We start from the raw sequence: 23,679 nt of genomic DNA on the forward strand, positions 1-23,679 counted from the left end.
ACACGGGCACACGGAACCTGCGCCGCGCCGGGCTCAAGCGAGGACAGTGGCCGCCGGAATCACCCGAGCGAGGAAGCCTCCTGGCGAAGCTGGGCGGCGAGGCGCGCCGCGGTCACCACTACCGCCACCGCCGCGACAGTCCACAGCGGATACGCCACCGGCCGCGTGTTCAGCACGCCGTCGACGATCGGGCTGGGTGGGGCCGCGAGCGCGTAGTGCACCGCACGCACCACCACGAGCACACCCGACACCAGCACCACCGGGCGCTCCTCGCGGGACAGCAGCACCCGCCGGCTCAGAACCAGTGCTGCTCCCAGGGCGAGAACCCACACCACCCCGACGGCACCGAGCACGTCACGCCCCAGGACGAACTCGGCGAAGCCGTACGCGTACGCCGCCGGCCCGATGTCCGGCCGGCCATGGGTGACCACGGTGATCCGGTCCTCGTAGTGGCCGACGGCGAGCACCGTGGCCACCACGTCCACCACGGCGAAGAGCACCAGAGCAACACGCGCGAGCTTCACGAGGACGCACGGTAGGCCATTCGCACAAAAGAACCACGAAGTGGTGTGCCCGCCGACACATAGGTTTGAAAACTTGATTCATTCCAGAAAACTGCCCTAAGGTCTTCGCCATGACGGCCGACCTTGAGGCACAGCTTCGGGCGGTTTCGTTGCGCGTCACCCGGCCCCGGCTCGCGGTGCTCGCCGCGCTGCGGGACCACCCTCACGTCGACACCGACGCGGTGATCGCACTCGTACGGGCGGATCTTCCTGCCGTCTCTCACCAGGCGGTTTACGATGTGCTACGTGCGCTCACCGATGCCGGGCTGGTGCGTCGCATCCAGCCCGCCGGCGCGATCGCCCACTACGAGTCGCGGGTGGGTGACAACCACCACCACGTGGTGTGCCGCTCCTGCGGCACGATCGCCGATGTCGACTGTGCGGTCGGCCCCGCACCCTGTCTCACCGCCTCCAACGACCACGGGTTCGTGATCGACGAGGCGGAGGTCGTCTATTGGGGTGTTTGCCCCAGCTGCTTGACCCCCAACACCGCCAGCTCGGAAGAAGGAAGCACATGAGCGACACCCAGGACAGCGCAGCGGGCAAGTGCCCGGTGGCGCACGATTCCGTGACCGCGAGCGGGAGTGAGAGCGAGAACCCGGCGATCGACGCGCCGACCCCGAAGACCGGCGGCCGCCCGCGCACCAACCGTGACTGGTGGCCGAACCAGCTCGACCTGTCGGTCCTGCACGCCCACTCGGCGAAGGGCAACCCCCTCGGCGAGAGCTTCGAGTACGCCAAGGAGTTCCAGAAGCTCGACGTCGAGGCCCTCAAGCGCGACATCACCGAGGTTCTGACCAGCTCGCAGGACTGGTGGCCGGCTGACTTCGGTCACTACGGCGGCCTCATGATCCGTCTGAGCTGGCACGCGGCGGGCACGTACCGTATCCACGACGGTCGCGGTGGCGCCGGTGACGGCGGGCAGCGTTTCGCCCCGCTGAACAGCTGGCCGGACAACGCGAACCTGGACAAGGCGCGCCGCCTGCTCTGGCCCGTCAAGGCCAAGTACGGCCAGAAGGTTTCCTGGGCCGACCTGCTCGTTCTCGCCGGCAACGTCTCGCTGGAGTCGATGGGCTTCAAGACCTTCGGCTTCGGTTTCGGCCGTGTCGACGTGTGGGAGCCCGAGGAGATCTTCTGGGGTCCCGAGGACACCTGGCTGGGCGACGCCCGCTACCTCGACGAGAACGCGATTCCCGAGGGCGTCGGCGCCACCGAGATGGGCCTCATCTACGTGAACCCGGAGGGCCCGCGCGGTAACGCCGACCCGCTCTCCGCGGCGCACATGATCCGCGAGACCTTCGGCCGGATGGCGATGAACGACGAGGAGACCGTCGCGCTGATCGCCGGTGGTCACACGTTCGGCAAGACCCACGGCGCCGGTGTCGCCGACGGTCACGTCGGCGCCGAGCCCGAGGGCGCGCCGATCGAGGCGCAGGGCCTCGGCTGGCTGAGCACGCACGCCAGCGGCAAGGGCACCGACGCCATCACCTCCGGCCTCGAGGTCACCTGGACCGACAAGCCGACCCAGTGGAGCAACCGCTTCTTCGAGATCCTCTACGGCTACGAGTGGGAGCTCACCACCAGCCCCGGTGGCGCGAAGCAGTGGGTCGCCAAGACCACTGACGAGATCATCCCGGACGCGTTCGACCCGGCGAAGAAGCACCGCCCGACGATGCTGACGACCGACCTGTCGCTGCGCGTCGACCCGGCGTACGACAAGATCTCGCGCCGCTTCCTGGCGAACCCGGACGAGTTCGCGCTGGCCTTCGCCAAGGCCTGGTACAAGCTGCTGCACCGTGACATGGGCCCGGTCGACCGCTTCCTCGGCCCGTGGGTGCCCGAGGCTCAGCTGTGGCAGGACCCGACCCCGGCCGTCGACCACGAGCTGGTCGGCGAGGCGGACGTCACCGCACTCAAGGCGAAGGTTCTGGACGCGGGCTTCTCGGTCGCGCAGCTGGTCTCCGCCGCCTGGGCGTCGGCCGCCACCTTCCGCTCCACCGACAAGCGCGGTGGTGCGAACGGCGCCCGCATCCGCCTCGAGCCGCAGCGCAGCTGGGAGGTCAACCAGCCGGTCATCCCGGTGATCGACGCCCTCGAGAAGATCCAGCAGGAGTTCAACGCCGCCGGTGGCGCCAAGATCTCCGTCGCTGACCTGATCGTGCTGGCCGGCAACGCCGCCGTCGAGAAGGCCGCGAAGGACGCCGGTGTCGAGGTGACCGTGCCGTTCCGGGCCGGCCGCACCGACGCCAGCCAGGAGCAGACCGACGTCGACTCGTTCCGCGTTCTGGAGCCCCGCGCCGACGGTTTCCGCAACTACCTGCGCCCGGGCGAGAAGACCCAGCCGGAGATCCTGCTGATCGACCGCGCGTACATGCTGAACCTGACCGCGCCGGAGGCGACGGTCCTGATCGGGGGCCTGCGCGCGCTCGGCAACAACTTCGCCGGCAGCACGCACGGTGTGCTGACCGACAAGCCGGGCGTCCTCACCAACGACTTCTTCGTCAACCTGCTCTCGCCGGGTACGAAGTGGAAGGCGTCGGACACCGAGCACGTGTACGACATCGAGGACCTCGCCACCGGTCAGGTGAAGTGGACCGCCACGGTGGTCGACCTCATCTTCGGCTCGAACTCGCAGCTGCGGGCCCTCGCCGAGGTGTACGCCAGCGCCGACGCCAAGGAGAAGTTCGTCAACGACTTCGTCAAGGCGTGGACGAAGGTCACCGAGCTGGACCGTTACGACCTGGTCTGAGTTCTACGAAGCGAAGCCCCGGTTGATGGTTGCGGATCAGCCGGGGCCTCGCCCTGTCCGCGTCAGATGACGGCGGAACTACCGCGTTCATCAGGTGATGGCGGAACTGCGACGCTCGATCAGCACCACGTCCCGCCAGACCCCGTGGTGCCGGCCGACACGTTCGCGGGTGCCGACGGTACGGAAACCGCAGGCAGCGTGCAGGGCAAGGCTCGCGGCGTTCTCCGGGAATACCCCGGACTGGATGGTCCAGATCCCGGCCGCCTCGGTGGCGGTGATCAGCGTGCCGAGCAGTGCCCGGCCGGCTCCCCTGCCACCGGCATCGGGATGGACGTAGACCGAGTGCTCGACGACACCGGCGTAGACCCAGCGATCCGAGACGGCGCTGCAGGCGACCCACCCGATCACGGTTCCCCCGGCGTCGAGAGCGACGAAGCGAAGCTCCGGCAGGCGCGCGGCGGCGAACCGGTCCCACGAGGGCGGTTCCGTCTCGAAGGTGGCGTTGCCGGTCGCGATCCCGAGCCGATAGATCTCCAGAACCGCGGCGGCGTGCTCGTCGGTCATCGCGACGATGGTCGTAGTCATCGGACAACGATCTCCTGCTCAGCGGCGCATGTGTCAGAGGGCATCGGTGATCCGGGAGAGGATCTGGTCGAGGACTTGCGGGCTGGTGGCGAAGTTGAGGCGTACGAACGACGCCGCCTCCGGCGCGAAGTCCGCGCCTCGACCCAGTCTGACCAGCGCTTTCTCCTCCAGGAGCCCGGCCGGGTCGGTTCCCAGCGGCGCGAAGTCCAGCCACGCCAGATAGGTGCCGTCCGGCTCCCGGTACCCGGTGTCCCACGGCAGATCGGCGGCCCACCGTGTGACCTGGGCACGGTTGGTGGTCAGGACGTCCATCAGCCCGGCGAGCCAGCCGTCCGCCTCGCGCCACGCCGCCACCGTGGCCACCCGCCCGTGCGTGCTCGGCTGTCCGAAATAGTCCAGCGGGAACCGGTCCAGCGCCGCCCGGATCGACGCCGGTCCCAGATGCGCCACCGCACACCGCAGCCCGGCGATGTTGAACGCTTTCGTCGCCGACGTAGCGGTCACCGTGCGCGCCGCCGCATCGGCGCTGATCGAGGCGAACGGGACGTGCTGATGCCCGGCATACACCAGATCCGCGTGGATCTCGTCGGACAGCACGATGACGTCGTGCTGCTGCGCCGCGGCAGCCAGCGCGACCAGCGCGTCACGACCAAAAACCCGGCCCGTCGGATTGTGCGGATTGACCAGCAGCAGCAGCGCGCACCCCGCCAGATCAGCCGGATCAGAAACGGACACGATCTGACGGCCGGCGCGAGCAATGCTGGCCAGGAACGGCGGATAGTTCGGCAGGTACACACCGATCCGGTCCCCCGGCGACGTCGCCACCTCGATGATCACCTGCAGGATCTGGATCAGATCGGTGAACACCCGGGTCTGTCCGGGCGCGGGTTCCCAGCCGAACCGTGACACCATCCGATCACCGAACGCCGCCACCACCGGATCCCCACCCGGCCAGTGCGGATATCCGTGATCGGTGACCTCCGCCAGACGCTGCCGGATCACCGGCGCCACCGGGAAATCCATGTCGGCCACCCACGCGCCGAGCGTGCCCGGCGCCAGCGCGCCCCACTTCACCCCGTGCCCGGAACGCAGCCGGGAAATGTCCACCCGGGAATCGAAAACGGTCATGCCATGGCCCGGATCGCGTCCCGCATGATCTCCATCTGGCCATGGTGCTGCGCCAGCTCCTCATAGACGTGCATCAGCGCCCCGCCCCGGTTCAGCTCCCGGTCCGGCCCCTGGAAGGACTCCGGCGGTCGCCCTCGCAGCGCCGCCTGCGGCTCCGCGCCACGCACGTCCGATTCCAGGCGCTTCTGTACGGCTGAAGCTTCCGTGATCAGCGCGGCGACCGGGCCGGCGGCGACGAACTCGGCATCCCTGTCCCGGATCACACTGCGCCCGGCGACGAGCGATCCCGACCAGAACTCGACCACGCCGAGGCAGTGGGTGAGCAGGGCGTACGGCGTGTTCGCCCCGGGCAGCGGCGGCCGGGTGTTGGCGAGGTCGTCGCCGAGCTCGGCGACGATGCCGGCCATGCCGCCGAGTGCCCGGCCGGCGAAGTACAGATAGTCGTCAGTGGATATCAACGCGCCCTCCTCCAATTCGTCACCCCCTTAGCCGGTGACGTCGAGAACCTTGCAGGAAGCCCACGTCACCTGTCAAGGTGGTGACGTGCAATTCGTCTTCGTCAGCGGAAACGCCGCCCTCGACCTGCTCGGCACGCTCAAGTGGCGCCGCAGCGCACCGGAGGAAGGCCTGGCCGCGCCGGGTGACGCGGCACGCTGGGCCGTCGAAGCGGGGCTGCTCAGCGACCCGCCGGCCTCTGACGCCGACGATCTGGACAGGCTCCTCGTTCTCCGGGAGGCCACCTATCGGCTGGTGCACGGGGCGCTCGCCGGCGACGACCCGGCCGCGGCCGATCTGCGTACCCTCAATCAGGCCGCAGCCGGACCGCCTGCCGCACTCACCCTGACCGCTCGGGGCGCGCAGCGCGCCGGCGACCTGGACGCCGCCGCCGCCGAGGTGGCGCGCGCGGCGGTCACCCTGCTGGGCGAGATGTACGGCGAGTCGCCACCCCGGGTCCGCGAGTGCGAGCGGGCGGCGTGCACCCGGCTGTTCGTGGACAGGTCACGCGGCGGAACGCGCAGCTGGTGCGGCATGAGCGAGTGCGGCAACCGGGTGAAGGCGCGCGAGTACCGAGCCCGCAAAGCCGCCCGCCAGGACGGAGCATAGAACAGCGCCAGCACCCACCGCGGGCGCAGCACCAGCCATCGCGGTCCCTTGCTCCGCGCCCCACCCCGCGTTTTGCCCGCGTTTGGCCCCGCTCCGCGCTTTGTCCTGCTCCGCGCTCTGTCCCGCCTTTTGCCCCGCGTTTGCCCTGCTCCGCGCTTTGTCCTGCTCCGCGTTTCGTCCTGCCCCACGCTCTGTCCCGCCCCGCCCGGTTTGGATCTTGTGGACTTCCCGGCAGACGCGCCCGCACAACTCCACAAGATCGAACAGGCCTGGCCGATCTTGCGGAGTTACACACAAACGTTTCACCGAACTCCACAAGATCGGCGAAGCACCACGTCTCCAACGTCGAAACCGCGAAGCACCGCGTCACCCACGCCGGAACCGCGAAGCACCGCGTCACCCACGCCGGAACCGCGAAGCACCGCGTTCGCCAGGTCGAAGCTGTGAAACACCCTGCGCTCTGCCCCGCCCCGCCCGGTTTGGATCTTGTGGACTTCCCGGCAGACGCACCCGCACAACTCCACAAGATCGAACAGGCCTGGCCGATCTTGCGGAGTTACACACAAACGGTTCACCGAACTCCACAAGATCGGCGAAGCACCACGTCTCCCACGTCGAAACCGCGAAGCACCGCGTCACCACGTCGAAGCTGTGTAACACCGTGTCACCACGTTGGAACTGTGGAGCACCGTGTCACCACGTTGGAACTGTGGAGCACCGCGTCACCACGTTGGAACTGTGGAGCACCGCGTCACCACGTTGGAACTGTGAAACACCACGTCAGCCGCACCTTGGAGATCTGTGGGGGCATGGAACACGGCATAGAACACCCACGAGTCTCCAAGATCCGACAGTATCCATCGCTTGTGGTGGCAAACCGTCACCACGACACTCGCCAAACCACCCGAACCGACATGCCACCGGCGGTCGCCCCGCAAGTCGTGCGCTTGGGGTCGATCGGCCGGCCGAACCGCACAAGGTCTTCGAGCGGCACCTCGCGCCGAGAAACCGCAGCACATCAATGCGCGGGCGTTCCGGCGCATTGATCTGCCGTGGAAAGGTCAAGCCGTCGGCAACCTGTGGGTGCCGCCGGTGGGCCCACCCGTCACGCGCCGGCGGTTGCGCCGCCCCAGGCGGCCAGTTCGCCGCCCGGCATGCAGACGATCAGGAAGTCGTCCGGGCCGGTGACGGCCCATGACTCGGCGTCCGCGTCGGGGTCGATGCGCAGCTCGGCGCCGCGGGCGAAGGAGATGCGCAGCTCGCCGTCGAAACCCGCTCGGGCTTCCCGGACCACGTCGCCGAGGAGCACGGCCAGCGCTTCCGAGCCATCCGAGCCGTCCGATTCGTCCGAGCCGTCCGATTCGTCCGATTCGTCCGAGCCATCCGATTCGTCCGAGCAATCCGATTCGATAAGGGCGTCCGATCCGGCCGAACCACCCGAGTCGGACCGGTCGTCGGAGGGCTCGCCCGGTTTGACGAGTATGTCGCCGAGGCGGGCTACGGACTCGATGACGACCCGGCGGCCGCCGGAGAAGCCCAGGACGATGGCGTGGCCGAGCTGGACGAACTCCAGTTCCCGCCCGGCGAGCACGTTGATCGGCCGCGCGGCGGCCTCCAGTGAGGACATGGCACACACCTCGATCGGCTCGTCCGGCTGTCACATCTGTTACGGGCAGGACGCTAGTGGCGCGTTCCATAAGAGAGCCTTAAATCAAGGCCACGATCAGGCTCCGGAGTTCTGCCGCCAGACCGGCCGCGAGCCGGCTGATCGCCCGGGTCGCCGCCGGGTAGCCGACTGTGGTCCTGGATCGCGAGTTGCCGCACGCCGACGCGCACCGCACCATCGCGTCGAGAGCCGCGTCCGGACCGGTTTTGATCATTGCCTGAAGAATCTAGGCGGCACCGGACGCCAGCTCCACGATCGTGATGTCCGACGGCGCTCCGACCCGCACCGGCGGCCCCCACGCGCCGGCGCCCCGGCTCACGTACAGCTGCGTGTCGCCGTACTTCTCCAGCCCGGCATTGGTCGGGTTGGCCATCTCGGCGATGTAGTTGCCCGGCCACAGCTGCCCGCCGTGGGTGTGCCCGGACAGCTGCAGATCGACGCCGTGATCCACCGCGTCGTAGATGTTGACCGGCTGATGCGCCATCAGCACCACAGCGCGTGACCGATCCCGATCACCGAGCGCCGCGCCGAAGTCCGGTCCCGCGCCGTCGTCCTCACCCGCGAGGTCGTCGACGCCCGCGAGATCAAAACCGGGCAGCTCGATCCGGCTGTTGCGCAGCGGCTGCATGCCCAGCTCGCGCACCTTGGTCACCCACGGTTCAACACCGGAGATGTACTCGTGGTTACCGGTCACGAAGAACGTCCCGAGCCTCGACTGCAGCCCGCGCAGCGGCTCGACCGAGCTCGCCAGGTCCTCCACGTCGCCGTCGATCAGGTCACCGACCACCGCGATCAGGTCCGGCTGCGTCCCGTTGATCGTCTCGACGACCCGCCGGCAGAACCCGCTGCCCAGGATCGGACCGAGATGCACGTCGCTGACCACCGCGATCCGCAGCCCGTGCGCACTGCGCGGCAACTTGGCCAGGGGCACCGTGATCCGCTTGACGCTCGGCCCGTTCAACACACCGACCGTGCCCGCTCCGACCGTACCGACAGCGACCGCTGCGGCTGCGCCGCCTACAACCCGTGACACAAAAACTCTGCGCGAGACCCTCACGCTTTCCTCAGATACGCCCGACGGCCCATCAGTTTCGGACACCAGATCCACGGGCTCAGTCCCGGAGGGCATCGCGACACCCTGCGAAGCGGCAACCGGGGAGCGCCGTGCGAGCCACCCGCTCAGCAACGGCCGCACCACCTCACCCACGACCACCCCGAGGAATAGGTAGATCAGCAGAGCCAGCCACAGATAACCCGGCCAGGCGACCACCCGGGCCGCCGCGTGCGGCAATCCGGCCTGCTCCCCCGCCAGGGCACCGACGGCAAGGATCGGCCCGGCGATGAACACGGCATTGCCGGCCCGCCGCCACCGCGACCGGGCAACGGTGGTGTCACGGACCAGGCGCCGCCAGACATACCAGTGTGCGGCCCCGAGGATCGCCAGGACGACGACCAGCACGAGCACGAAGACGAGGATCACCGGCCGAGATTATGCCTCGCCGCAACTATGCACGAAGGCACTCTCAGTGCATCCACAGCATGATCATCCGTCGGCGCGGCCCGGCGTCCAGCCGGACACGTCCCGCAGGCGTCCGCGCCACAGCCGCCCCGGCACCCCGGCGAGCTGCCCGGGCCGCGAGATCCGGGCATCCCGCAGGTGGATGTACCGGGTCGGCGCGGACAGCGCCTGGTACTGCCGGAACGAGATCTCCTCACCGATGTCACGGCTCTTCACCGCGGCGTGCGCGAGGTCGGACTGCTCCTTCACGTACTCGGCCATGCCCACGTAGTACGCGTCCTCGTGATCGTTGAGCTCACTGAGCTCGGCGAACCACTGCCACTGCGGAATGAGAAAACCGTCGACGACGAGACCGCCCACGGTCAGCGTGAACGGCGTACCCGGCTCCTGGTGCTCGACGAGCTGATCGGTCAGCGAGACGTACTTGGCGAGCACGCTGTCCGGTTCGGCCCAGTCGTTGCGCACGGTCAGCGAGTCCAGCATCGGATCAGACATATGACCAATTTATGCCAGGATGGCCGCTCGCTTCTCGGCTTTCGTGATCAGGTCGCGGACCAGTTCCTCGGAGCCGCCGAGGTTCTCCCAGCCCAGGTCGGCGACGACCACGACGGCGTTGTCGACGCGGGAGGCGGCGGCGTAGTGGCTGACCGTGGACGGGGCCTCGTCGGCGTAGCTGAACCGCTGGTCGATGCGGACGACCACCGAGTCGTCACCGGAGTCCAGGACGACCCACCTGCGTTCGCCGTCGCCGAGGCCGCCCGGGCACTCCTTGAGGCCCGACTGGATCGCGGTGAGCTGCTCGGCCGCGCCGGTTCCGGTGTGCAGTCCGACGAATTCGGTCACCACGGTCGGGGTGCTTCCGCCCTCGGCGCCCGCGACGGTGTAGCGCATCGCCACGGCGGCCGTCCGGCTCTCGTCACTCGGATAACGGCCGTCACCGCACGGACGCAGCGGACGGACGTGCGAGAACTCGCCCTTTTCGAGCGGCTGCGCCTCGGCCCCGCGTACATCGGAAGGCTGCAGAAGCGCATCGCCGGGAATGTCCACCGGAGCCGAGGCCGACGGCGCAGCCGAGGCCGAGCCGGAGGGTGACGGCGGGGCGGACGCGGCCGAGGCGGTCGTGTCGGAAGCGGAACTGCACGCCGTCAGGGAGGCGGTCAGCAGGCCGGCGGCGGCGATTCGGAACGCGTTGAGCTGCATGCTTGAGGCACTTGCCCGGTCCGGCCGGCGCTGACACCCCTCGGGACAAATCAGGCGATGACCGACGGAATGGTCGCGGTGAGTGCCCAGTCGTGACCGATGTCGGCGGCGGTGCGCAGCAGTTTCGGCAGGTGCTCGTCGAGCAGGGTCTCGACCGACGTCTCGGCGGCGTGCACGGTGACGTTGACGGCGGCGATCACGGTGCCGTCGCCGTCGCGCACACCGGTGGCGACCGAGCGGATGCCGGGCGCGAGGTCCTGGTCGGCGAGCGCCCAGCCCTTCGCGCGGATCTCCCGCAGCGACGACTCCAGCTCGGCGGCTGCCGGGTGCCGGCGCGGGGTGATGCCGGACCGGGAGGCCTCGGCGAGAACCACCGGCACCGCCGCCGGGGGCAGAGCCGCCAGCAGCACCTTGCCCATCGAGGTCGCCGCGGCGGGAAAGCGTGTCCCGATGTTCACTGCCAGGGTCACAATCTTGGGTACGGCCACCCGCGCCACGTAGACGATGTCGCTGCCGTCGAGCTGGGCCATCGACGTCGACTCGTTGGTCTGCACGACCAGTTTCTCCATGTGCGGACGGGCGACGTCCCACATGTTCAGCGCGTTGACGTACGCCATCCCGAGGTCGAGGACCCGCGGGGTGAGCGCGTACCCACGGCCGGCGCCGCGCACGTACCCCAGGGTCTCGAGAGTGATCAGAATCCGCCGGACGGTGGGCCGGGCGAGTCCGGTCAGCCCGGCTATCTCGCTGAGGGTCATCGACGGCGTGCCGGGCCGGAAGGTGCGCACGACGTCGAGGCCGCGGGCGAGCGCCTCGATGAAGTCAGGCCCTGCGCCTCTTCCGGGTTCGGTCATGCGCTCAATGCTTCCATTGAGCTTCACCCGCGTTGTAATCGGTGTACTGGTACGGGTTGTCGAACAGCTCGGACTGGGGCAGATCCGGGTTCTGGCCGTTTCGCCAGGCTTCCTCGCCAAGGGTTTCGCGCAGGTGGTCGACGGTCGTGCCCACTGCCGCGCGCGCCGCTGCCAGGTCCGTGCCGACCAGTTTGCCGTCTTTCTTGACGGCTTTCCCGCCGACCAGCACGGTGTGCACGTCGCCCCGCTGGGCCTGGAAGACCACGTGACCGTAGGGGTTCAGGATCGGGAACATCGCCGGGGAGTCGTCGTTCTTGATCAGCACGACGTCGGCCTCGCGGCCCGGGGTGAGCGCGCCCAGCTCAGCGTCCAGACCGAGAGCCTTCGCGCCGCCGCGGGTCGCCCAGTCGACCACCTGCTCGGCACGCAGCGGGTGGTGGGTGATCGTCTCCTGCTTGGCGTGCGCCTCGAAGTGCTCGCGAGACCGGTCGGCGCTCAGCGTGGTGCGCATCGCGGAGAACAGGTCGCCGCTCCACCACACACTGGTGTCCATCGACAGCGACACCGGCACGCCGTGCCGGCGCAGCGCCCAGGTGGGCGGATATCCCTGCCCGGCACTCTGCTCACTCTCGGTCGAGACCGAGACCGAGACCGAGCCGCCGGTCGCGGCGATCCGATGGTACGAGTCACTGCTCAGCGTCGCGGCGTGCACGTAGACGGTTCCCGGGGTCATGAAGCCGTTCTCGTACATGAGCCGGATGCCCTCGTCGTTCGTGGCACCCCACACGCCGGCGTGCGTGGTCACCTTCACGCCCAGCTCGCGAGCCACCTCGAACGCCGCCTTCTCCGGGAAGGCCGGATCGCCGGTGACGTCGAACGCGAGCTGGAAGCCGGCCAGCCTGCCGTTCTCCACGCGGCGGCGGTAGAAGTCGCGGAACCCGTCGGAGGTGGTCCACTCCCACGGTCCCTGCTGGATGTTTCCGTACGCGAGGACGAACCGGCCGGGCACCGACTCGAGGGCGTCGGCCGCGGCGTCGGCGTGCTGCGGGGTCTGCAGCCCGTGTGACCAGTCGACAGTGGTGGTGACACCGGCATCGAGGGCCTCGATGGCACCGAGCAGATTGCCGGCGTGGATGTCCTCGGGCCGGAAGTGCCGGCCGGACTCCAGGTAGTACCAGACGAAGTACTGGGTGAGCGTCCAGTCGGTGCCGTACCCACGCATGGCGGTCTGCCACATGTGCCGGTGCGTGTCGATCATGCCCGGCATCACGATGCCGCCGGAGGCATCGATCTCCTCGGCGTCGTCCGGGGCGGTGAGGTGATGGCCGATCCCGGCGATCCGGCCGCCGGCCACGAGCACGTCGGCGCCGGGCAGCACGGTATGTGCGTCGTCCATGGTCAGAACGAGTCCGTTGCGGAAGATGACGGGTCTTTCGACGCTCATGGGCAGCTCCTTCGGACTGCTGTCCGCTGAGCGGGCAGCACTGTGTGAGACAGCGTGTGCCGGTGTTTTTAGCTTGTCAAGGACATGTTTCTGGGACGTTGACAGTCCAGCTCCGATTGGGGAAGCTGACTTCGCGGACAGGTGTCCGCAGAACGGGCGGTTACTCATGGTCGACCAACCCAAAGGTCCGCTGGACGGCCTGCTCGTCGCCGACTTCTCGCGGATCCTCGCCGGGCCGTACGCGACGATGCTCCTGGCCGACCTCGGCGCGCAGGTGATCAAAGTGGAAGGGCCGGGCGGGGACGACACCCGCACCTGGATGCCGCCGGTACGCGACGGCGTCTCCACGTACTACCTGGGCATCAACCGGAACAAGCGGTCGATCGCGCTGGACCTGAAGGATCCGGTGGATCGGGAGGCGGCGCAGGAGCTGGCGCGGCGGGCGGATGTTCTGATCGAGAACATGCGGCCGGGCGGGCTGGCCAGGTTCGGCCTGGACTACGGGTCGGTCACCGCTACCAACCCCGGCGTGATTTATGCCAGCATCAGTGGTTTCGGGGCAGGTGCGGGCTCGTCAATGCCGGGATATGACCTGATGGTTCAGGCTATTTCCGGACTTATGAGTCTGACCGGCGACCCTTCCGGCTCGCCTTTCCGGGCCGGCATCTCGGTCTTCGATGTGATGGCGGGGCTGCACGCTTCACTCGGGATCCTGGCCGCGTTGCATCGGCGCGCTGACACCGGGCGCGGGCAGCACGTCGAGGTGAACCTGCTGAGTTCAGCGCTGTCCGGGCTGGTCAATCACTCCAGTGGCTATGTGGCCGGCGGGACGGTTCCCTATCGGATGGGGAATGCGCATCCGAGCCTGTTCCCCTATGAGCCGCTGCCCACTGCGGACGGCGAGCTGATCATCATCGCCGGGAACGACGGTCAATTCCGGAAATTATGCGAGGTAATGGGTTTATCTCATTTATCATCTGATCGTCGCTTTGAGGGTAATCAAGACCGCACCGCCAACCGGGAAGAGTTGCGGCCCCTGCTCGTCGAGAAGCTGATGACCCGGACCAGGGACGAGTGGTTCCGGGACCTGCTCGCCGCCGGAGTGCCGTGCGCGCCGATCAACACGATCGACGGCGGCTTCGCCCTGGCCGAGGAGCTGGGCCTCGACCCCGTCGTGACGGTCGGCGGGGTGCCGGGCGTCCGCAATCCGATCACCTTCTCCGAGACGCCGGCGACCTACCAGCTGCCGCCTCCGGGACTCGACGAACACGGCGAGGAGATCCGCGCGTGGCTGAAGAACTGAGATTCCCGACCGGGCTCGGCACGTCCGACGCCGACTCGATCTCGCTGCTCGGGCAGGACCTAGCCGCCGACCTGATGGGCCAGGTCGGGTTCGGGGAGCTGGCGTTCTGGCTGGTGGCCGGGCGGCGGCCGAACCCCGGGGAGGTGCGGCTGTTCGAAGCGGTCCTGGTGGCGCTCGCCGATCACGGGTTCACCCCGACCGCGATCGCGGCCCGGCTGACGTACCTGTCGGCGCCGGACTCGCTGCAGGGCGCGCTCGCGGCCGGACTCCTCGGCGGAGGCTCCCGTTTCCTCGGGGTGACCGAGGACTGCGGCCGATACCTCTCCTCGGTCTTGTCGGACGCACACGCCCACGCCGACTCCGACCCCGACTCCGACTCCGACTCCGACTCCAATGATTTCGACGCCATCGCCCTGGAGGCCGTGCGTGCCACGAAAGCCGCCGGCCAGTTCGTTCCAGGACTCGGGCATCCGGTCCACAAAACGCAGGACCCGCGGACTCCGGTACTGATCCGGATTGCCCGGGAAGAAGGGTTCTACGGGCCTCATCTGCGATTGTTCGAAGCCATTGGACGCGTACACGAAAAGGTGTTGAACCGGAAGCTGCCGTTGAACGGCGCGGGAGTGTGCGGCGCCGCGCTCGCCGATCTGGGTTTGCCTGTCGATCTGTTGCGCGGATTCGCGCTGCTGGCGCGCGCCGCCGGGCTGCTCGGGCAGATCGCCGAGGAGAAACGCCGTCCGATCGCCAACCAGATCTATCTCGCCGTCGACCGGAATGCCGTTTACGAGGCTTAGTTGGAGGATTCGCATGGCCAGCATCGTGGCGGTCATCGCTTCGACGCATCACCCCTTCTATTACCGGGCCAGCACCGCGACCGGCGAGGACCGGCCGCCGTTCGCCGACGAGTGGACCCGCAAGATCCTCGCTTTCCGGGAAACGCTGACCCGCGCCGCGCCGGACGTGCTGGTCATGGTCGGCTCTGATCACTTTCACCAGCTGTGGCTCGACAACATGCCGCAGTTCCTGGTCGGCAAGGCACCGGTGTACGACGCGAACTGGTACAACGAGGAACGCGAGTTCGGGCTGCCCCGGATGCGGCTCGCGGGCCACGAGGACCTGTCGTCGCACATCCTGCGGTCCGGCCTCGATGCCGGCTTCGATCTGGCGTTCAGCAACGAACTGCGGATCGACCACAGCATCACCTGCCCGATCATCACGCTGCGGCCGGAGGCGGACCTGCCGATCGTGCCGATCTACACGAACATCTTCGCGCCGCCGCTGCCGCAGCCCTCGCGTTTCGTGCAGCTGGGTTCCGCTTTGCGCAAGATCATTGACGAGTGGCCGTCGCAGCTGCGGGTCGCGGTGATCGGAACCGGTCATCTCTCGCTGGAGCTGGGTGGACCCCGACAGTTCGGTCCGCACGGTCCCGACCCATCCTTTGATGAGAAGGCGGTCAGCTGGATCGCCAACGGTGATCTGGACGGATGCCTGCGCGAGGTCAGCCTGGACAGCCTGCACGCGCCGGGCAACGCCACCCACGGATTCATGGACTTCATGCTGATGATGGGCGTGGCCGGTGCCGGGGTGAAAGCCGATTACGTGGACACCTTCGACCTTTTCCACACGATGGAGGCGTACTTCACCTGGTACCCGAACGGAGCGCCGGCATGAGCAGATATCTGCTGAACAAGTTCCTGTTCACCGTGGATCGGGATCCGGAACTGGTCGAGCGGTATCGCGCGGATCCGCGCGGTCTGGTCGAATGGTGGGAGTCGTCGACGGCCAACACCCTGCTGAACTGTCACAGCGGCGAGGCGAGCACCTGGCTCGCCTTCACGGATGAGGAGCGTGAGGCACTGATCGCCCACGATCACGTGAAGCTGTTCTCACTCGGTTCCCACCCCTTTCTCACATTGACCTTGTTCATCGCCCTGTTCGAGCGGGACAACACCTCGCCGCTGGAGTACCAGAAGGCGTACGGTGCGGCGCTGGCCGGGTACTCCCTGCCCTACCCGGACATCACCACGTGATCGACGCGGCGGTGGTGCGGGTGTGCGGGCAGCCGCCCACGGTCGCCCGCCGGCCGGTGCCGGTTCCGGCTGACGACGAGGTGCTCGTCCAGGTGGTCGCGGCGCCGATCACGCCCCTTGATGTGTTGTGCGCGTCCGGGACGAGCTATTTCGGGGCTCCGGCCACGCCCTACGTCCCGGGGGTTCAAGGGGTGGGTTGCCTGCCGGACGGGACGGCCGTGTGGTTCGCGACGTCAGCCGGGATGCGCCCCGGGGACGGGAGCATGGCGTCGGTCGTGGCGGTGCCGTCGGCCGACGTGGTGCCGCTGCCGCCGGGCGCGCCGCTGGAACTGATCGCCGCGCTGGGGTTGTCGGCGGTGGCCGCGTTGTCAGCGCTTCGCGCAGGCGCTGCCGCGGCTTCCTCCGGGCCGGGCGCTGACGGCGGTCTGGGGCAGGTGGTGGTTCTCGGCGCCGGTGGTGTGGTGGGGCAGGCCGCCATCCAGCTGGCGCTGCTCGCCGGCGCCCGCCGGGTGATCGCGGTGACCCGCTCCCCCGCCTCCCTGGCCCGGGCCGCCGGCCTGGGCGCCGCGGCCACCGTCCCGCTGCTGCCCGACGACTCCGAAACCGGCCTGGCCGACTGCCTGCGCGACGCCGCCGAGGGCCCGGTCGACCTGGTTATCGACCCGGTCTTCGGCATGCCCGCGGCCGCCGCCCTGCGGGTGCTGCGCCCCGGCGGCACCCTGGTCAACCTCGGCTCCGCCGCCGGCGCGACCGCCCCGCTCGACTCGGCGACCCTGCGCAGCGGTTCGTTGCGTGTCGTCGGCTACACGAACAACGCGCTGACCACGCTGGAACGAGCGACAGCACTCACCGAGATCGCCGCTCACGCCACCGCCGGCAGCCTGACCGTCACCCACGAGGTGGTGCCGCTCGACGCGGTCGCCGAGGCCTGGACACGGCAGGCCATCGGAAAGGCGTACGGAAGGCTGGTTCTGTCTATCGTCGACCGGTGACGACAACGGTGACCTATCTCGAGATGACCGCACCCGATCAGCTCAGCCCGGCGCCCGAGGTGCCGGGGCTGACGCTGGAGCCGCTGAGCCCGGATTCCCCGCTGGTCCAGGAGTTGCCCGCCCGGGTCGGCGCGCCGTTCGGGTGGACGAGCGCCCGCCGCACGCCGGAGCAGTGGGCCGAGATCCGCGCCCAGTACCCGGATCGGCGGCACTGGGTGCTGTCGTTCGAGGGTGAGCCCGCCGGCATCGTCGCGTACGACCTGCATCCCGGCCCCGAGGCGGAGATCAAGACCTTCGGGCTGGTCCCGGAGTTCACCGGGCGTCGTCTGGGTGGGTACGCGCTCACGCTCGGCCTGCGGAGAGGGTGGGACCTGGTGCCGGGCGTGACGAGGGTGTGGCTGCACACGGCAAGCAGCGACCACCCGAACGCCCTGCCGAACTACCGGAGGCGGGGCCTGCGCGTATTCCGTACCGAGGAGCGTTAGAACGTCCACTCGGCGACCGGCGCGGCACCACCCATCGGCAGCACGATGGACAGCCCGGTCGCCGCGACTCCCTCCGGCAGCCGGAAGACGAGCGCGCGGTCGGTCTGCTCGCCCGGCCGCAGCCGCCACCCCGGATTCTCCCGCGGGCCGGCGGAGCCCCAGATCTCCGTGCTGCCGAGGGACAGCATCCCGTCGGCCGTCTGCTGTGTTCCGTCCACGAGGGTCACCGACGCGGGCCTCGTCCAGCCTGCTGCCGACCCAGACCCGGCCGGTGCTGCGCATGTGGATCACATAGGTCGCCTGCCGCCGCCCCGGGAACTCCGCCGCGACGTCCAGCACGCGGCCGATGCCGAGTTCCACCCGTGCGCCGTCGTCGCCGGTCAGGGTCACGTGGCCATCGCTGGAGCGGCCCGCCACGGCAATGACGGCGGCGACGCCTGCCGCGAGGGCTGCAGGGGCGGGGGTTCCACCCCCGGCGGCGGCGCGGGCTGAGCGGTTCGTCACGGCACGAGCTATCGGCACCCGGACGGCAACCCTGAGGAAACTCACCCGGCAACCGGCGATCACCGTGCGATCTGTAGCCGGCAAGCTCGACGAGGTGCCGCGCCTGATCGAGGAGCACCGGTCGGCTCTGGAGGAGCCGGACCTGGCCCGCGCGGAGGCCCAGATGGCCCAGATCGAGCTGGCCGCCCAGAAGCCCAGGCCCGACCGGGTGCTGGCCGCCATCCAGCGAGCCGGCGAGCACGTGGGGGCGGTCAGCGCGATCGCGGTCGCCGTGCAGACCGCTGCCACCGCCGTCGGCAGCCTCCTCTGACGGCGGCCGAAGCCCGCGCAACCTCAGACGCGCTGGCGCCGGGCGTCCCACACCAGCAGAGCGATCGCGTGCACGCCACGTTGAGCAGTGCGGGCCCGACCAGCAGCGACTGGCGGACCAGCTCACCGGAGCCGTCGAAGGCGTAGGGGTTCGACCCGAACACGAACGACCACGGCGCGCCCAGAACGACAAGCGGCAACAGCGGCAGCAGCAGCGCGACCCCGGAGGTGGGACCGGCGTCCGGAGCGCTGAGGATCAACACCGAGCCGGCCGCATAGATGACGACGAGGACGACCACCGTGACGGCATGGGCGCGGAGCAACCGGAAGCGCCGGCGCCGAGCATGCAGGGCGAGACGGACGCCCGCGTGGACGGCGAGGTTGTCTCCTTTCTGCGTGGCCGGTCCCGGCTCGGGCTGGTATGCGCGCTACCGTCTGGTTATCGCGGCGGCCGTTCGACGATCCGCGGCGATCCGTCCGGTCTTTGATCTGCACGAGGAGACACCGATGACCGACTCCACCGGCGACGCCGACCCCACCGCTGAGGCGGAAGCGGGAACCGACGAGCCACAGCCTTTCGAGAACCGGGCTGCCCGCCGTTCCAAGGGCAAGGCGGCCGCCAGCCACACCGACAAGGGCGCCGGCCACGTCCACGGCCGTTCCGGCACGGTGCAGAGCCCTCGCCAGTACGGCAACCGCCGCAGCGGCTGATCGCCGGCACTCCCGGAAGCGGCCGCACCCGGCAGGTGCGGCCGCGACCGAGGCTCAGCGCAGGGCGACGAGCCGAGCGTTCCCCGGGCCGGTTCGCAGATCGACCGCCCCGGTGAACCGCATCCCCGGCACGACCCGCTGCACGGCTGCTTTCACAACGCTGTCGAGTCCCTCCATCTCGAGCCGGGCCGGTGCCGCCGCACCCACCTCCGGCGTCCGTCTCTCCCGCCGTTTCTTCAGCTGTGGAGCCGGCACCACCGCGTTCCGCGGGTATGCCGCGGATCACATCGAGACCGCCAACCTTTCGCGGCCTTGCGCGTCCTCCCCGGTGACAGTGCACCCGACTGACAGCTGGAGCTTGAGATGCGCAGATCCACCCGGGCCCTCGCGGCCGCCGCCGGAGCCGTGGCCGTCGTCGCCATCGGCGGGGTGACCGCCGCCGTGGCCTTCGCCGACGACACGACTCCCGCACCGGCGACGACCACAGCCACGGCGGCGGCCGTGGAACCCACTCCTTCGGCCACCGTGGTCGAGCAGACCGCCTCCCCCGAGAGCACGATCGTCGAGCCGACGCCCGCGGCATCGACCCGCGAAGCGACGCCCGCGGCGTCCACCCGCGAAGCGACCGCCGAGCCGACTCGCACCGCGTCCACGCGCAGGGCGACCGCCGCCCCGGCACCGACCGTCTCCAGACGTGGGGCGACCGCCGAGCCGACTCGGATCGCGGCGACGCCGGCCGCCGTGCCGTCGCCTGCCCGCGCCGCTTCCTGAGGTCTCGCGCGCCGGCCGTACGGTGGCCGGTGCGCGACCCGGTCCGCCCGTCATTTCGACCCACCCCGCGAGGCCCTTTGTGATCTTCGTGTTGCCTCTGCCCCGGTCGCTGCTGAGCTGGAGGCGAGCGGCCTCGGCCGGCCCCGTCGTGACGGCGGCCCCGGCGGCGCCCGCGATCGACGACCTCTATCGGGAGCGCCGCCTGCCGCTGGTCCGGCTGGCCGTCCTGATGGTTGACGACCTGCCCACCGCGGAGGACATCGTCCAGGACGTCTTCACCCGGCTCTACCGCCGGTACGGCACCGGTCTCGGTGACATCGCCGATCCGAACGCGTACCTGGTGTCGGCCGTCATGAACGCGGCGCGATCGGCGCTGCGCCGGCGGCGGATCGCGCGGGCCTATCTGCCGCCGCGCCCGGATCCGGCGCCCGCCGCCGAGGACGAGGCCCTGCTCGGCGCGGGTGACCGGGAGGTGATCCGGGCGCTCGGCCGGCTCACCACCCGTCAGCGGCAGGTCATCGTCCTGCGTTACTGGTCCGGCCTCTCCGAACGGGAGATCGCCGGCGCCCTGCGGATCACCACCGGAACCGTCAAGTCGACCGCGCACCGCGCCCTGACGCTGTTACGCGCCCAGCTGGGGGAACAATGACCGACATCGACCTGGAACGCCGGCTGCGGGCGGCACTGTCCGCCCAGGCAGCCACCGTCACGAACCGGGACCTGCGCCACGAGCCGGCGCCCTCCCAGGCCGCCGACCGGAGAACCACGGCCCGGTGGTGGCTGCCGATGGCCGCCGGCCTCGCCGCCGCAGCGGTGTCGATCACGGCGTTCACCCTGCTCCGGCCCGCGGATCCGGCGCCGCCTGCTTCCCCCGCCGTCCCCGCCTCGCCGGGCTCACCGGCCGCGCCCACCCCGTCGGGGCCGGCCGTCTCCCCCGCGTCACCGGCCCGGCCTGCCGAACCGACGGCGCGCACGTCGCCGGCCTCTCGCACGTCGCCGACCTCGCTGGCCGGGGTGACGCCGTCCGTCACGCTGCCCACACCCACCCGCGCGTCGTCCACGGCCACGCCGAGACCGGCCGCGTCCGCAGCGAGGCGGACTGTCGCACCCACCGCGCGCTGAACCGCGTCGAACTTGGCATATGTCGCGGCGGTCACCGCGGGCGGCACGGGACATCGTGGCAGGACAACGTGTGGCATCTTATTGATCATGTCGATGCCGGCCGACGATCTGGCTGAATATTCAAGTAGCGCAGGACAGGAACCGTGGGAACCCGACCGGATCGCCCGGTGGGTTGACGCGGACCGGGTCCGGGCGGTCTCCCTCGCCCTGATCATGGTGACGGTGGCGTGGCGAGCCGCCATCGCCGTCCGGGGTTACTTCTCCCAGGACGAGTTCGTGATCGCGGCCCGGGCGATCGACACCGGGTTGACCCCCGGCTTCCTGTTCGAGGTCTTCAACGGCCACCTGATGCCGGGCGGCCTGCTGCTGGCCTGGCTGCTGGTACGCGTCGACGGGCTCGCCGGCTGGCCCTGGGCGACGATGCTCGCCGTCGGACAGGCCGCGGTGAGCGTGGCGTTCTATCTGCTGCTGCGTTCGCTCCTGCGGCCCGGATGGGCCCTGCTGGTGCCGCTGTCGATGTTCCTGTTCAGCACGCTGACCCTGGAAGTCAGCTCACTGTGGATGGTCGGCCTGCTGATCCTCCCGGTCCAGCTGTCCATGGTCCTGGCCATCGCGGCACAGATGCGGTACGCACGCACCGGCCGCCATCGGTACGCCATCCATCTGGTGCTGGCGGTCCTGCTCGGGCTGGCCTTCGACACCAAAGCACTGCTGACCGTCCCGCTGCTCTTCGTGCTGGCCGCCGCCCTGTTCTGCACCGGTGGCCTGTTCGCGAGCGTCCGCGAGGCGATCCGCCGGTTCTGGGTCGGCTGGGTGTCGTTGACCGTGCTCTGCGCCGCGTACGTGCCGTTCTACCTGTCCCGGCCGGCGCCGCAGCTGGACCAGGCCACGTCACCCGGCAACATCGTCAACTTCATGGTGGACCTCATCGGGGTCAACCTGGTGCCCGCCCTGGTCGGCGGCCCCTGGCGCTGGACGCACGCCGGCGACGGCCCGCCCCTGATCTACACGCCGACGCCGGGCGTGTGGCTGGCCTGGGCGGTGCTCCTGGTGGTGGTGGTGCTGACCGTGCGGCGTCGCCCCGTGGCGCGCCGGGCCTGGCTGTCGCTGCTCGCGTTCGTCGCCATCGTGACGGGGCTGTTCGTCGTGACCCGTCTCGGCACCAGCCTGGGCAGCATCGCCGGCCTGGTTCCCCGGTACCTCTCGGACGTCGCGGTGGTCGCGGCCCTGTGCGTCGGCGTCGCCCTGCTGGGCCTGCGCGACCAGGAGAAGCCCAGCGGTCGGCAACCCGTTACGGCGGAGTCACCGCCGCCGGCGCGAGGGACAGCCGCGTACGCGATGAAGGTGGCCGCCGCGATCGTCGTCGCGGCCCTCGCCGCGGGCAATCTGTGGAGCATCGACCGCTTCAACGACGTGTGGGAGACGAAGGACGGCCGGGACTACCTGAAGACGGCACAGGAAGAGCTGGCCGGAGCGCCTCCCGGCACCGCCATGGTGGACAACATCGTGCCGGATCGGGTGGTCGCCGGCTATTTCCACCCGGACAACCTGCAGTCACATTTCTTCCGCGCGGCACCGCTGAAGCCGGTCTTCGTGACCGAGGCCGTCCAGGCGTCGATGTTCGACGACCGGGGCCGGATCCGGCCGGCAATCGTGGACGGCCTGGACATCGTCCCCGGCCCGGTAGCCGACTGCGGCCACCGCATCGCCTCCGGCCGCGCCCTCCGGATCCCGCTGCAGGGAACCGCCCCGGACTGGCCGTGGTGGATCCACATCGGATACCTCAGTTCCGGCGACTCGACCGTCGAGTTCCAGCTGGGCGAGGCAAAGCACACGTTCGAGGCGCGACGCGGCCTCAGCCAGATCTTCTTCCAGCTGCAGGGCCACGGCGACGCGGTCCAGCTCCGCGCCAACGACCCGAACGTAACCCTGTGCACCCAGCAAATCACCGTCGGCAGAATCGGCCCCATGCCGCAATAACCCCCCCGCGCTCCGCCCTGCCCCGGGCTCCGCCCCGCTGCCCCGCGCTGCCCCGCTGCCCCGCTGACCCGCGCTGACCCGCGCTGACCCGCGTTGCGCCGCGCTGCTCTGCTCGGCCTGGATCTTGTGGACTTCCCCGCAGACGTCTCCACACAACTCCACAAGATCGAAAAGGCCCGGCCGATCTTGCGGAATTACGCGCAAACGGCTCTCCGAACTCCACAAGATCGGCGAAGCACCACGTCGCCACGTCGCCACCTCGCCACCTCGCCACGTCGCCACCTCGCCACGTCGCCACCTCGCCACGTCGCCACCTCGCCACCTCGCCACCTCGCCACCTCGCCGTGTCGTGAAGCGCCGCGTTCACCAGTCGAAACTGTGAAACACCGCGTTGGCCGAACCGTGGAGGCCGGTGGGGAAACCGTGGAGACCGGTGGGGAATAGAACACCCACGACTCTCCACGATCCGGCACGTCCACCCGCTGTCGTGGCAGAGCGTCATCACAATGCCGCAGACCACCCGAAACCGGCATGCCACGGGTGACCGTCACGCAAACTCGTGCACTCGTGGTCGATCAGCCGGTCGAACCGCACAAGATCTCCGAGCGGCGCCTCGCACCGAGGAAACCGGCACGCCGCTGTGAACCCACCACCGCTCCA

General features: G+C 69.5%; 29 protein-coding genes. 16 read left to right on the plus strand and 13 right to left on the minus strand.

Annotated features, from left to right (window positions below; all coding sequences use genetic code 11):
* Positions 1-59: 59 nt before the first annotated feature.
* Positions 60-524, minus strand: a complete 465-nt coding sequence (locus tag ACQP2E_RS19295) for a hypothetical protein (RefSeq protein WP_433833600.1) — start codon at positions 522-524, stop codon at positions 60-62.
* Positions 525-634: 110 nt separating this feature from the next.
* Between ACQP2E_RS19295 and ACQP2E_RS19300 the strand changes: the two genes are divergently transcribed.
* Positions 635-1,081: a Fur family transcriptional regulator gene (locus ACQP2E_RS19300; RefSeq protein ID WP_433833602.1), complete on the plus strand. Its 447-nt coding sequence runs from the start codon at positions 635-637 to the stop codon at positions 1,079-1,081.
* Complete coding sequence (gene katG, locus ACQP2E_RS19305) at positions 1,078-3,312, plus strand: catalase/peroxidase HPI (protein ID WP_433833604.1); 2,235 nt, start codon at positions 1,078-1,080, stop codon at positions 3,310-3,312. Before ACQP2E_RS19300 ends, katG begins: the two co-directional genes overlap by 4 nt.
* 90 nt (positions 3,313-3,402) lie before the next feature.
* Here the strand turns inward: katG and ACQP2E_RS19310 are convergent, their stop codons facing one another.
* The 3 genes from ACQP2E_RS19310 to ACQP2E_RS19320 are packed head-to-tail and all read right to left on the minus strand — an operon-like array spanning position 3,403 to position 5,483.
* Entirely contained in the window at positions 3,403-3,897 is a 495-nt protein-coding gene (locus ACQP2E_RS19310; RefSeq protein WP_433833606.1) for an N-acetyltransferase family protein, read from the minus strand.
* A gap of 33 nt (positions 3,898-3,930) precedes the next feature.
* Positions 3,931-5,025 carry a MalY/PatB family protein gene (locus ACQP2E_RS19315; RefSeq protein ID WP_433833608.1) on the minus strand — a complete coding sequence of 365 codons (1,095 nt, stop codon included), beginning with the start codon at positions 5,023-5,025 and terminating at the stop codon, positions 3,931-3,933.
* Positions 5,022-5,483 carry a DUF664 domain-containing protein gene (locus ACQP2E_RS19320; RefSeq protein WP_433833610.1) on the minus strand — a complete coding sequence of 154 codons (462 nt, stop codon included), beginning with the start codon at positions 5,481-5,483 and terminating at the stop codon, positions 5,022-5,024. The genes ACQP2E_RS19315 and ACQP2E_RS19320 overlap by 4 nt, the downstream gene beginning before the upstream one ends.
* A gap of 85 nt (positions 5,484-5,568) precedes the next feature.
* Between ACQP2E_RS19320 and ACQP2E_RS19325 the strand changes: the two genes are divergently transcribed.
* Positions 5,569-6,129 (plus strand): CGNR zinc finger domain-containing protein, encoded by a 561-nt coding sequence (locus ACQP2E_RS19325; protein ID WP_433833612.1) that lies wholly within the window; start codon positions 5,569-5,571, stop codon positions 6,127-6,129.
* A 1,105-nt stretch (positions 6,130-7,234) separates the two neighbouring features.
* Here ACQP2E_RS19325 and ACQP2E_RS19330 read toward each other — a convergent pair.
* The 7 genes from ACQP2E_RS19330 to ACQP2E_RS19360 all read right to left on the minus strand — a co-directional run bounded on the left by ACQP2E_RS19330 (position 7,235) and on the right by ACQP2E_RS19360 (position 12,812).
* Positions 7,235-7,756: a DUF6188 family protein gene (locus ACQP2E_RS19330; RefSeq protein WP_433833614.1), complete on the minus strand. Its 522-nt coding sequence runs from the start codon at positions 7,754-7,756 to the stop codon at positions 7,235-7,237.
* A gap of 79 nt (positions 7,757-7,835) precedes the next feature.
* The gene (locus ACQP2E_RS19335) at positions 7,836-8,009 is read right to left on the minus strand and encodes a hypothetical protein (RefSeq protein ID WP_433833616.1); all 174 of its coding nucleotides are present in this window, start codon (positions 8,007-8,009) and stop codon (positions 7,836-7,838) included.
* Positions 8,010-8,021: 12 nt separating this feature from the next.
* Positions 8,022-9,275 (minus strand): metallophosphoesterase, encoded by a 1,254-nt coding sequence (locus ACQP2E_RS19340; protein ID WP_433833618.1) that lies wholly within the window; start codon positions 9,273-9,275, stop codon positions 8,022-8,024.
* Between the two features lie 63 nt (positions 9,276-9,338).
* Complete coding sequence (locus ACQP2E_RS19345; RefSeq protein WP_111652427.1) at positions 9,339-9,809, minus strand: hypothetical protein; 471 nt, start codon at positions 9,807-9,809, stop codon at positions 9,339-9,341.
* A 9-nt stretch (positions 9,810-9,818) separates the two neighbouring features.
* Positions 9,819-10,514: a hypothetical protein gene (locus tag ACQP2E_RS19350; protein WP_433833620.1), complete on the minus strand. Its 696-nt coding sequence runs from the start codon at positions 10,512-10,514 to the stop codon at positions 9,819-9,821.
* Between the two features lie 50 nt (positions 10,515-10,564).
* Positions 10,565-11,368 carry an IclR family transcriptional regulator domain-containing protein gene (locus tag ACQP2E_RS19355; protein WP_433833622.1) on the minus strand — a complete coding sequence of 268 codons (804 nt, stop codon included), beginning with the start codon at positions 11,366-11,368 and terminating at the stop codon, positions 10,565-10,567.
* Positions 11,369-11,372: 4 nt separating this feature from the next.
* Positions 11,373-12,812 carry an amidohydrolase family protein gene (locus ACQP2E_RS19360; RefSeq protein ID WP_433833624.1) on the minus strand — a complete coding sequence of 480 codons (1,440 nt, stop codon included), beginning with the start codon at positions 12,810-12,812 and terminating at the stop codon, positions 11,373-11,375.
* Positions 12,813-12,978: 166 nt separating this feature from the next.
* Between ACQP2E_RS19360 and ACQP2E_RS19365 the strand changes: the two genes are divergently transcribed.
* Genes ACQP2E_RS19365 through ACQP2E_RS19390 form a run of 6 tightly spaced genes read left to right on the plus strand, consistent with a single transcriptional unit; the run spans position 12,979 to position 17,622 of the window.
* A complete protein-coding gene (locus ACQP2E_RS19365) occupies positions 12,979-14,115 on the plus strand; it encodes a CaiB/BaiF CoA transferase family protein (protein ID WP_433833626.1) in 1,137 nt (378 codons plus the stop codon).
* A complete protein-coding gene (locus ACQP2E_RS19370; RefSeq protein ID WP_433833628.1) occupies positions 14,100-14,909 on the plus strand; it encodes a citryl-CoA lyase in 810 nt (269 codons plus the stop codon). The genes ACQP2E_RS19365 and ACQP2E_RS19370 overlap by 16 nt, the downstream gene beginning before the upstream one ends.
* A gap of 13 nt (positions 14,910-14,922) precedes the next feature.
* Entirely contained in the window at positions 14,923-15,786 is an 864-nt protein-coding gene (locus ACQP2E_RS19375; RefSeq protein ID WP_433833630.1) for an extradiol ring-cleavage dioxygenase, read from the plus strand.
* On the plus strand, positions 15,783-16,145 hold the full coding sequence (locus tag ACQP2E_RS19380; protein WP_433833632.1) for a hypothetical protein: 363 nt from the start codon (positions 15,783-15,785) through the stop codon (positions 16,143-16,145). Before ACQP2E_RS19375 ends, ACQP2E_RS19380 begins: the two co-directional genes overlap by 4 nt.
* On the plus strand, positions 16,142-17,137 hold the full coding sequence (locus ACQP2E_RS19385) for a zinc-binding dehydrogenase (protein ID WP_433833634.1): 996 nt from the start codon (positions 16,142-16,144) through the stop codon (positions 17,135-17,137). The genes ACQP2E_RS19380 and ACQP2E_RS19385 overlap by 4 nt, the downstream gene beginning before the upstream one ends.
* Positions 17,134-17,622, plus strand: a complete 489-nt coding sequence (locus ACQP2E_RS19390; protein ID WP_433833636.1) for a GNAT family N-acetyltransferase — start codon at positions 17,134-17,136, stop codon at positions 17,620-17,622. Before ACQP2E_RS19385 ends, ACQP2E_RS19390 begins: the two co-directional genes overlap by 4 nt.
* Here ACQP2E_RS19390 and ACQP2E_RS19395 read toward each other — a convergent pair.
* Positions 17,619-17,840, minus strand: a complete 222-nt coding sequence (locus ACQP2E_RS19395; protein WP_433833638.1) for a hypothetical protein — start codon at positions 17,838-17,840, stop codon at positions 17,619-17,621. The genes ACQP2E_RS19390 and ACQP2E_RS19395 overlap by 4 nt on opposite strands.
* A gap of 350 nt (positions 17,841-18,190) precedes the next feature.
* Here ACQP2E_RS19395 and ACQP2E_RS19400 point away from each other — a divergent pair, with 350 nt between their 5' ends.
* From ACQP2E_RS19400 to ACQP2E_RS19410, 3 genes are all read left to right on the plus strand, one after another.
* Positions 18,191-18,436, plus strand: coding sequence for a hypothetical protein (locus ACQP2E_RS19400; protein WP_433833640.1), 246 nt, complete (start codon positions 18,191-18,193; stop codon positions 18,434-18,436).
* Positions 18,437-18,743: 307 nt separating this feature from the next.
* Positions 18,744-18,923 (plus strand): hypothetical protein, encoded by a 180-nt coding sequence (locus ACQP2E_RS19405; RefSeq protein ID WP_433833642.1) that lies wholly within the window; start codon positions 18,744-18,746, stop codon positions 18,921-18,923.
* A gap of 19 nt (positions 18,924-18,942) precedes the next feature.
* Entirely contained in the window at positions 18,943-19,146 is a 204-nt protein-coding gene (locus ACQP2E_RS19410; RefSeq protein ID WP_433833644.1) for a hypothetical protein, read from the plus strand.
* Positions 19,147-19,200: 54 nt separating this feature from the next.
* Here the strand turns inward: ACQP2E_RS19410 and ACQP2E_RS19415 are convergent, their stop codons facing one another.
* Positions 19,201-19,401, minus strand: a complete 201-nt coding sequence (locus ACQP2E_RS19415; RefSeq protein ID WP_433833646.1) for a hypothetical protein — start codon at positions 19,399-19,401, stop codon at positions 19,201-19,203.
* Positions 19,402-19,509: 108 nt separating this feature from the next.
* On the opposite strand from ACQP2E_RS19415, the gene ACQP2E_RS19420 reads away from it, so the two are divergent.
* The 4 genes from ACQP2E_RS19420 to ACQP2E_RS19435 all read left to right on the plus strand — a co-directional run bounded on the left by ACQP2E_RS19420 (position 19,510) and on the right by ACQP2E_RS19435 (position 23,019).
* Positions 19,510-19,917 (plus strand): hypothetical protein, encoded by a 408-nt coding sequence (locus ACQP2E_RS19420; protein ID WP_433833648.1) that lies wholly within the window; start codon positions 19,510-19,512, stop codon positions 19,915-19,917.
* 79 nt (positions 19,918-19,996) lie between these two features.
* On the plus strand, positions 19,997-20,566 hold the full coding sequence (locus ACQP2E_RS19425; RefSeq protein WP_433833650.1) for an RNA polymerase sigma factor: 570 nt from the start codon (positions 19,997-19,999) through the stop codon (positions 20,564-20,566).
* On the plus strand, positions 20,563-21,039 hold the full coding sequence (locus tag ACQP2E_RS19430) for a hypothetical protein (protein ID WP_433833652.1): 477 nt from the start codon (positions 20,563-20,565) through the stop codon (positions 21,037-21,039). Before ACQP2E_RS19425 ends, ACQP2E_RS19430 begins: the two co-directional genes overlap by 4 nt.
* A 93-nt stretch (positions 21,040-21,132) precedes the next feature.
* Positions 21,133-23,019, plus strand: a complete 1,887-nt coding sequence (locus tag ACQP2E_RS19435) for a hypothetical protein (protein ID WP_433833975.1) — start codon at positions 21,133-21,135, stop codon at positions 23,017-23,019.
* Positions 23,020-23,679: the final 660 nt, after the last annotated feature.

This window comes from Actinoplanes sp. CA-015351, assembly GCF_050955685.1.
Classification (GTDB): domain Bacteria; phylum Actinomycetota; class Actinomycetes; order Mycobacteriales; family Micromonosporaceae; genus Actinoplanes.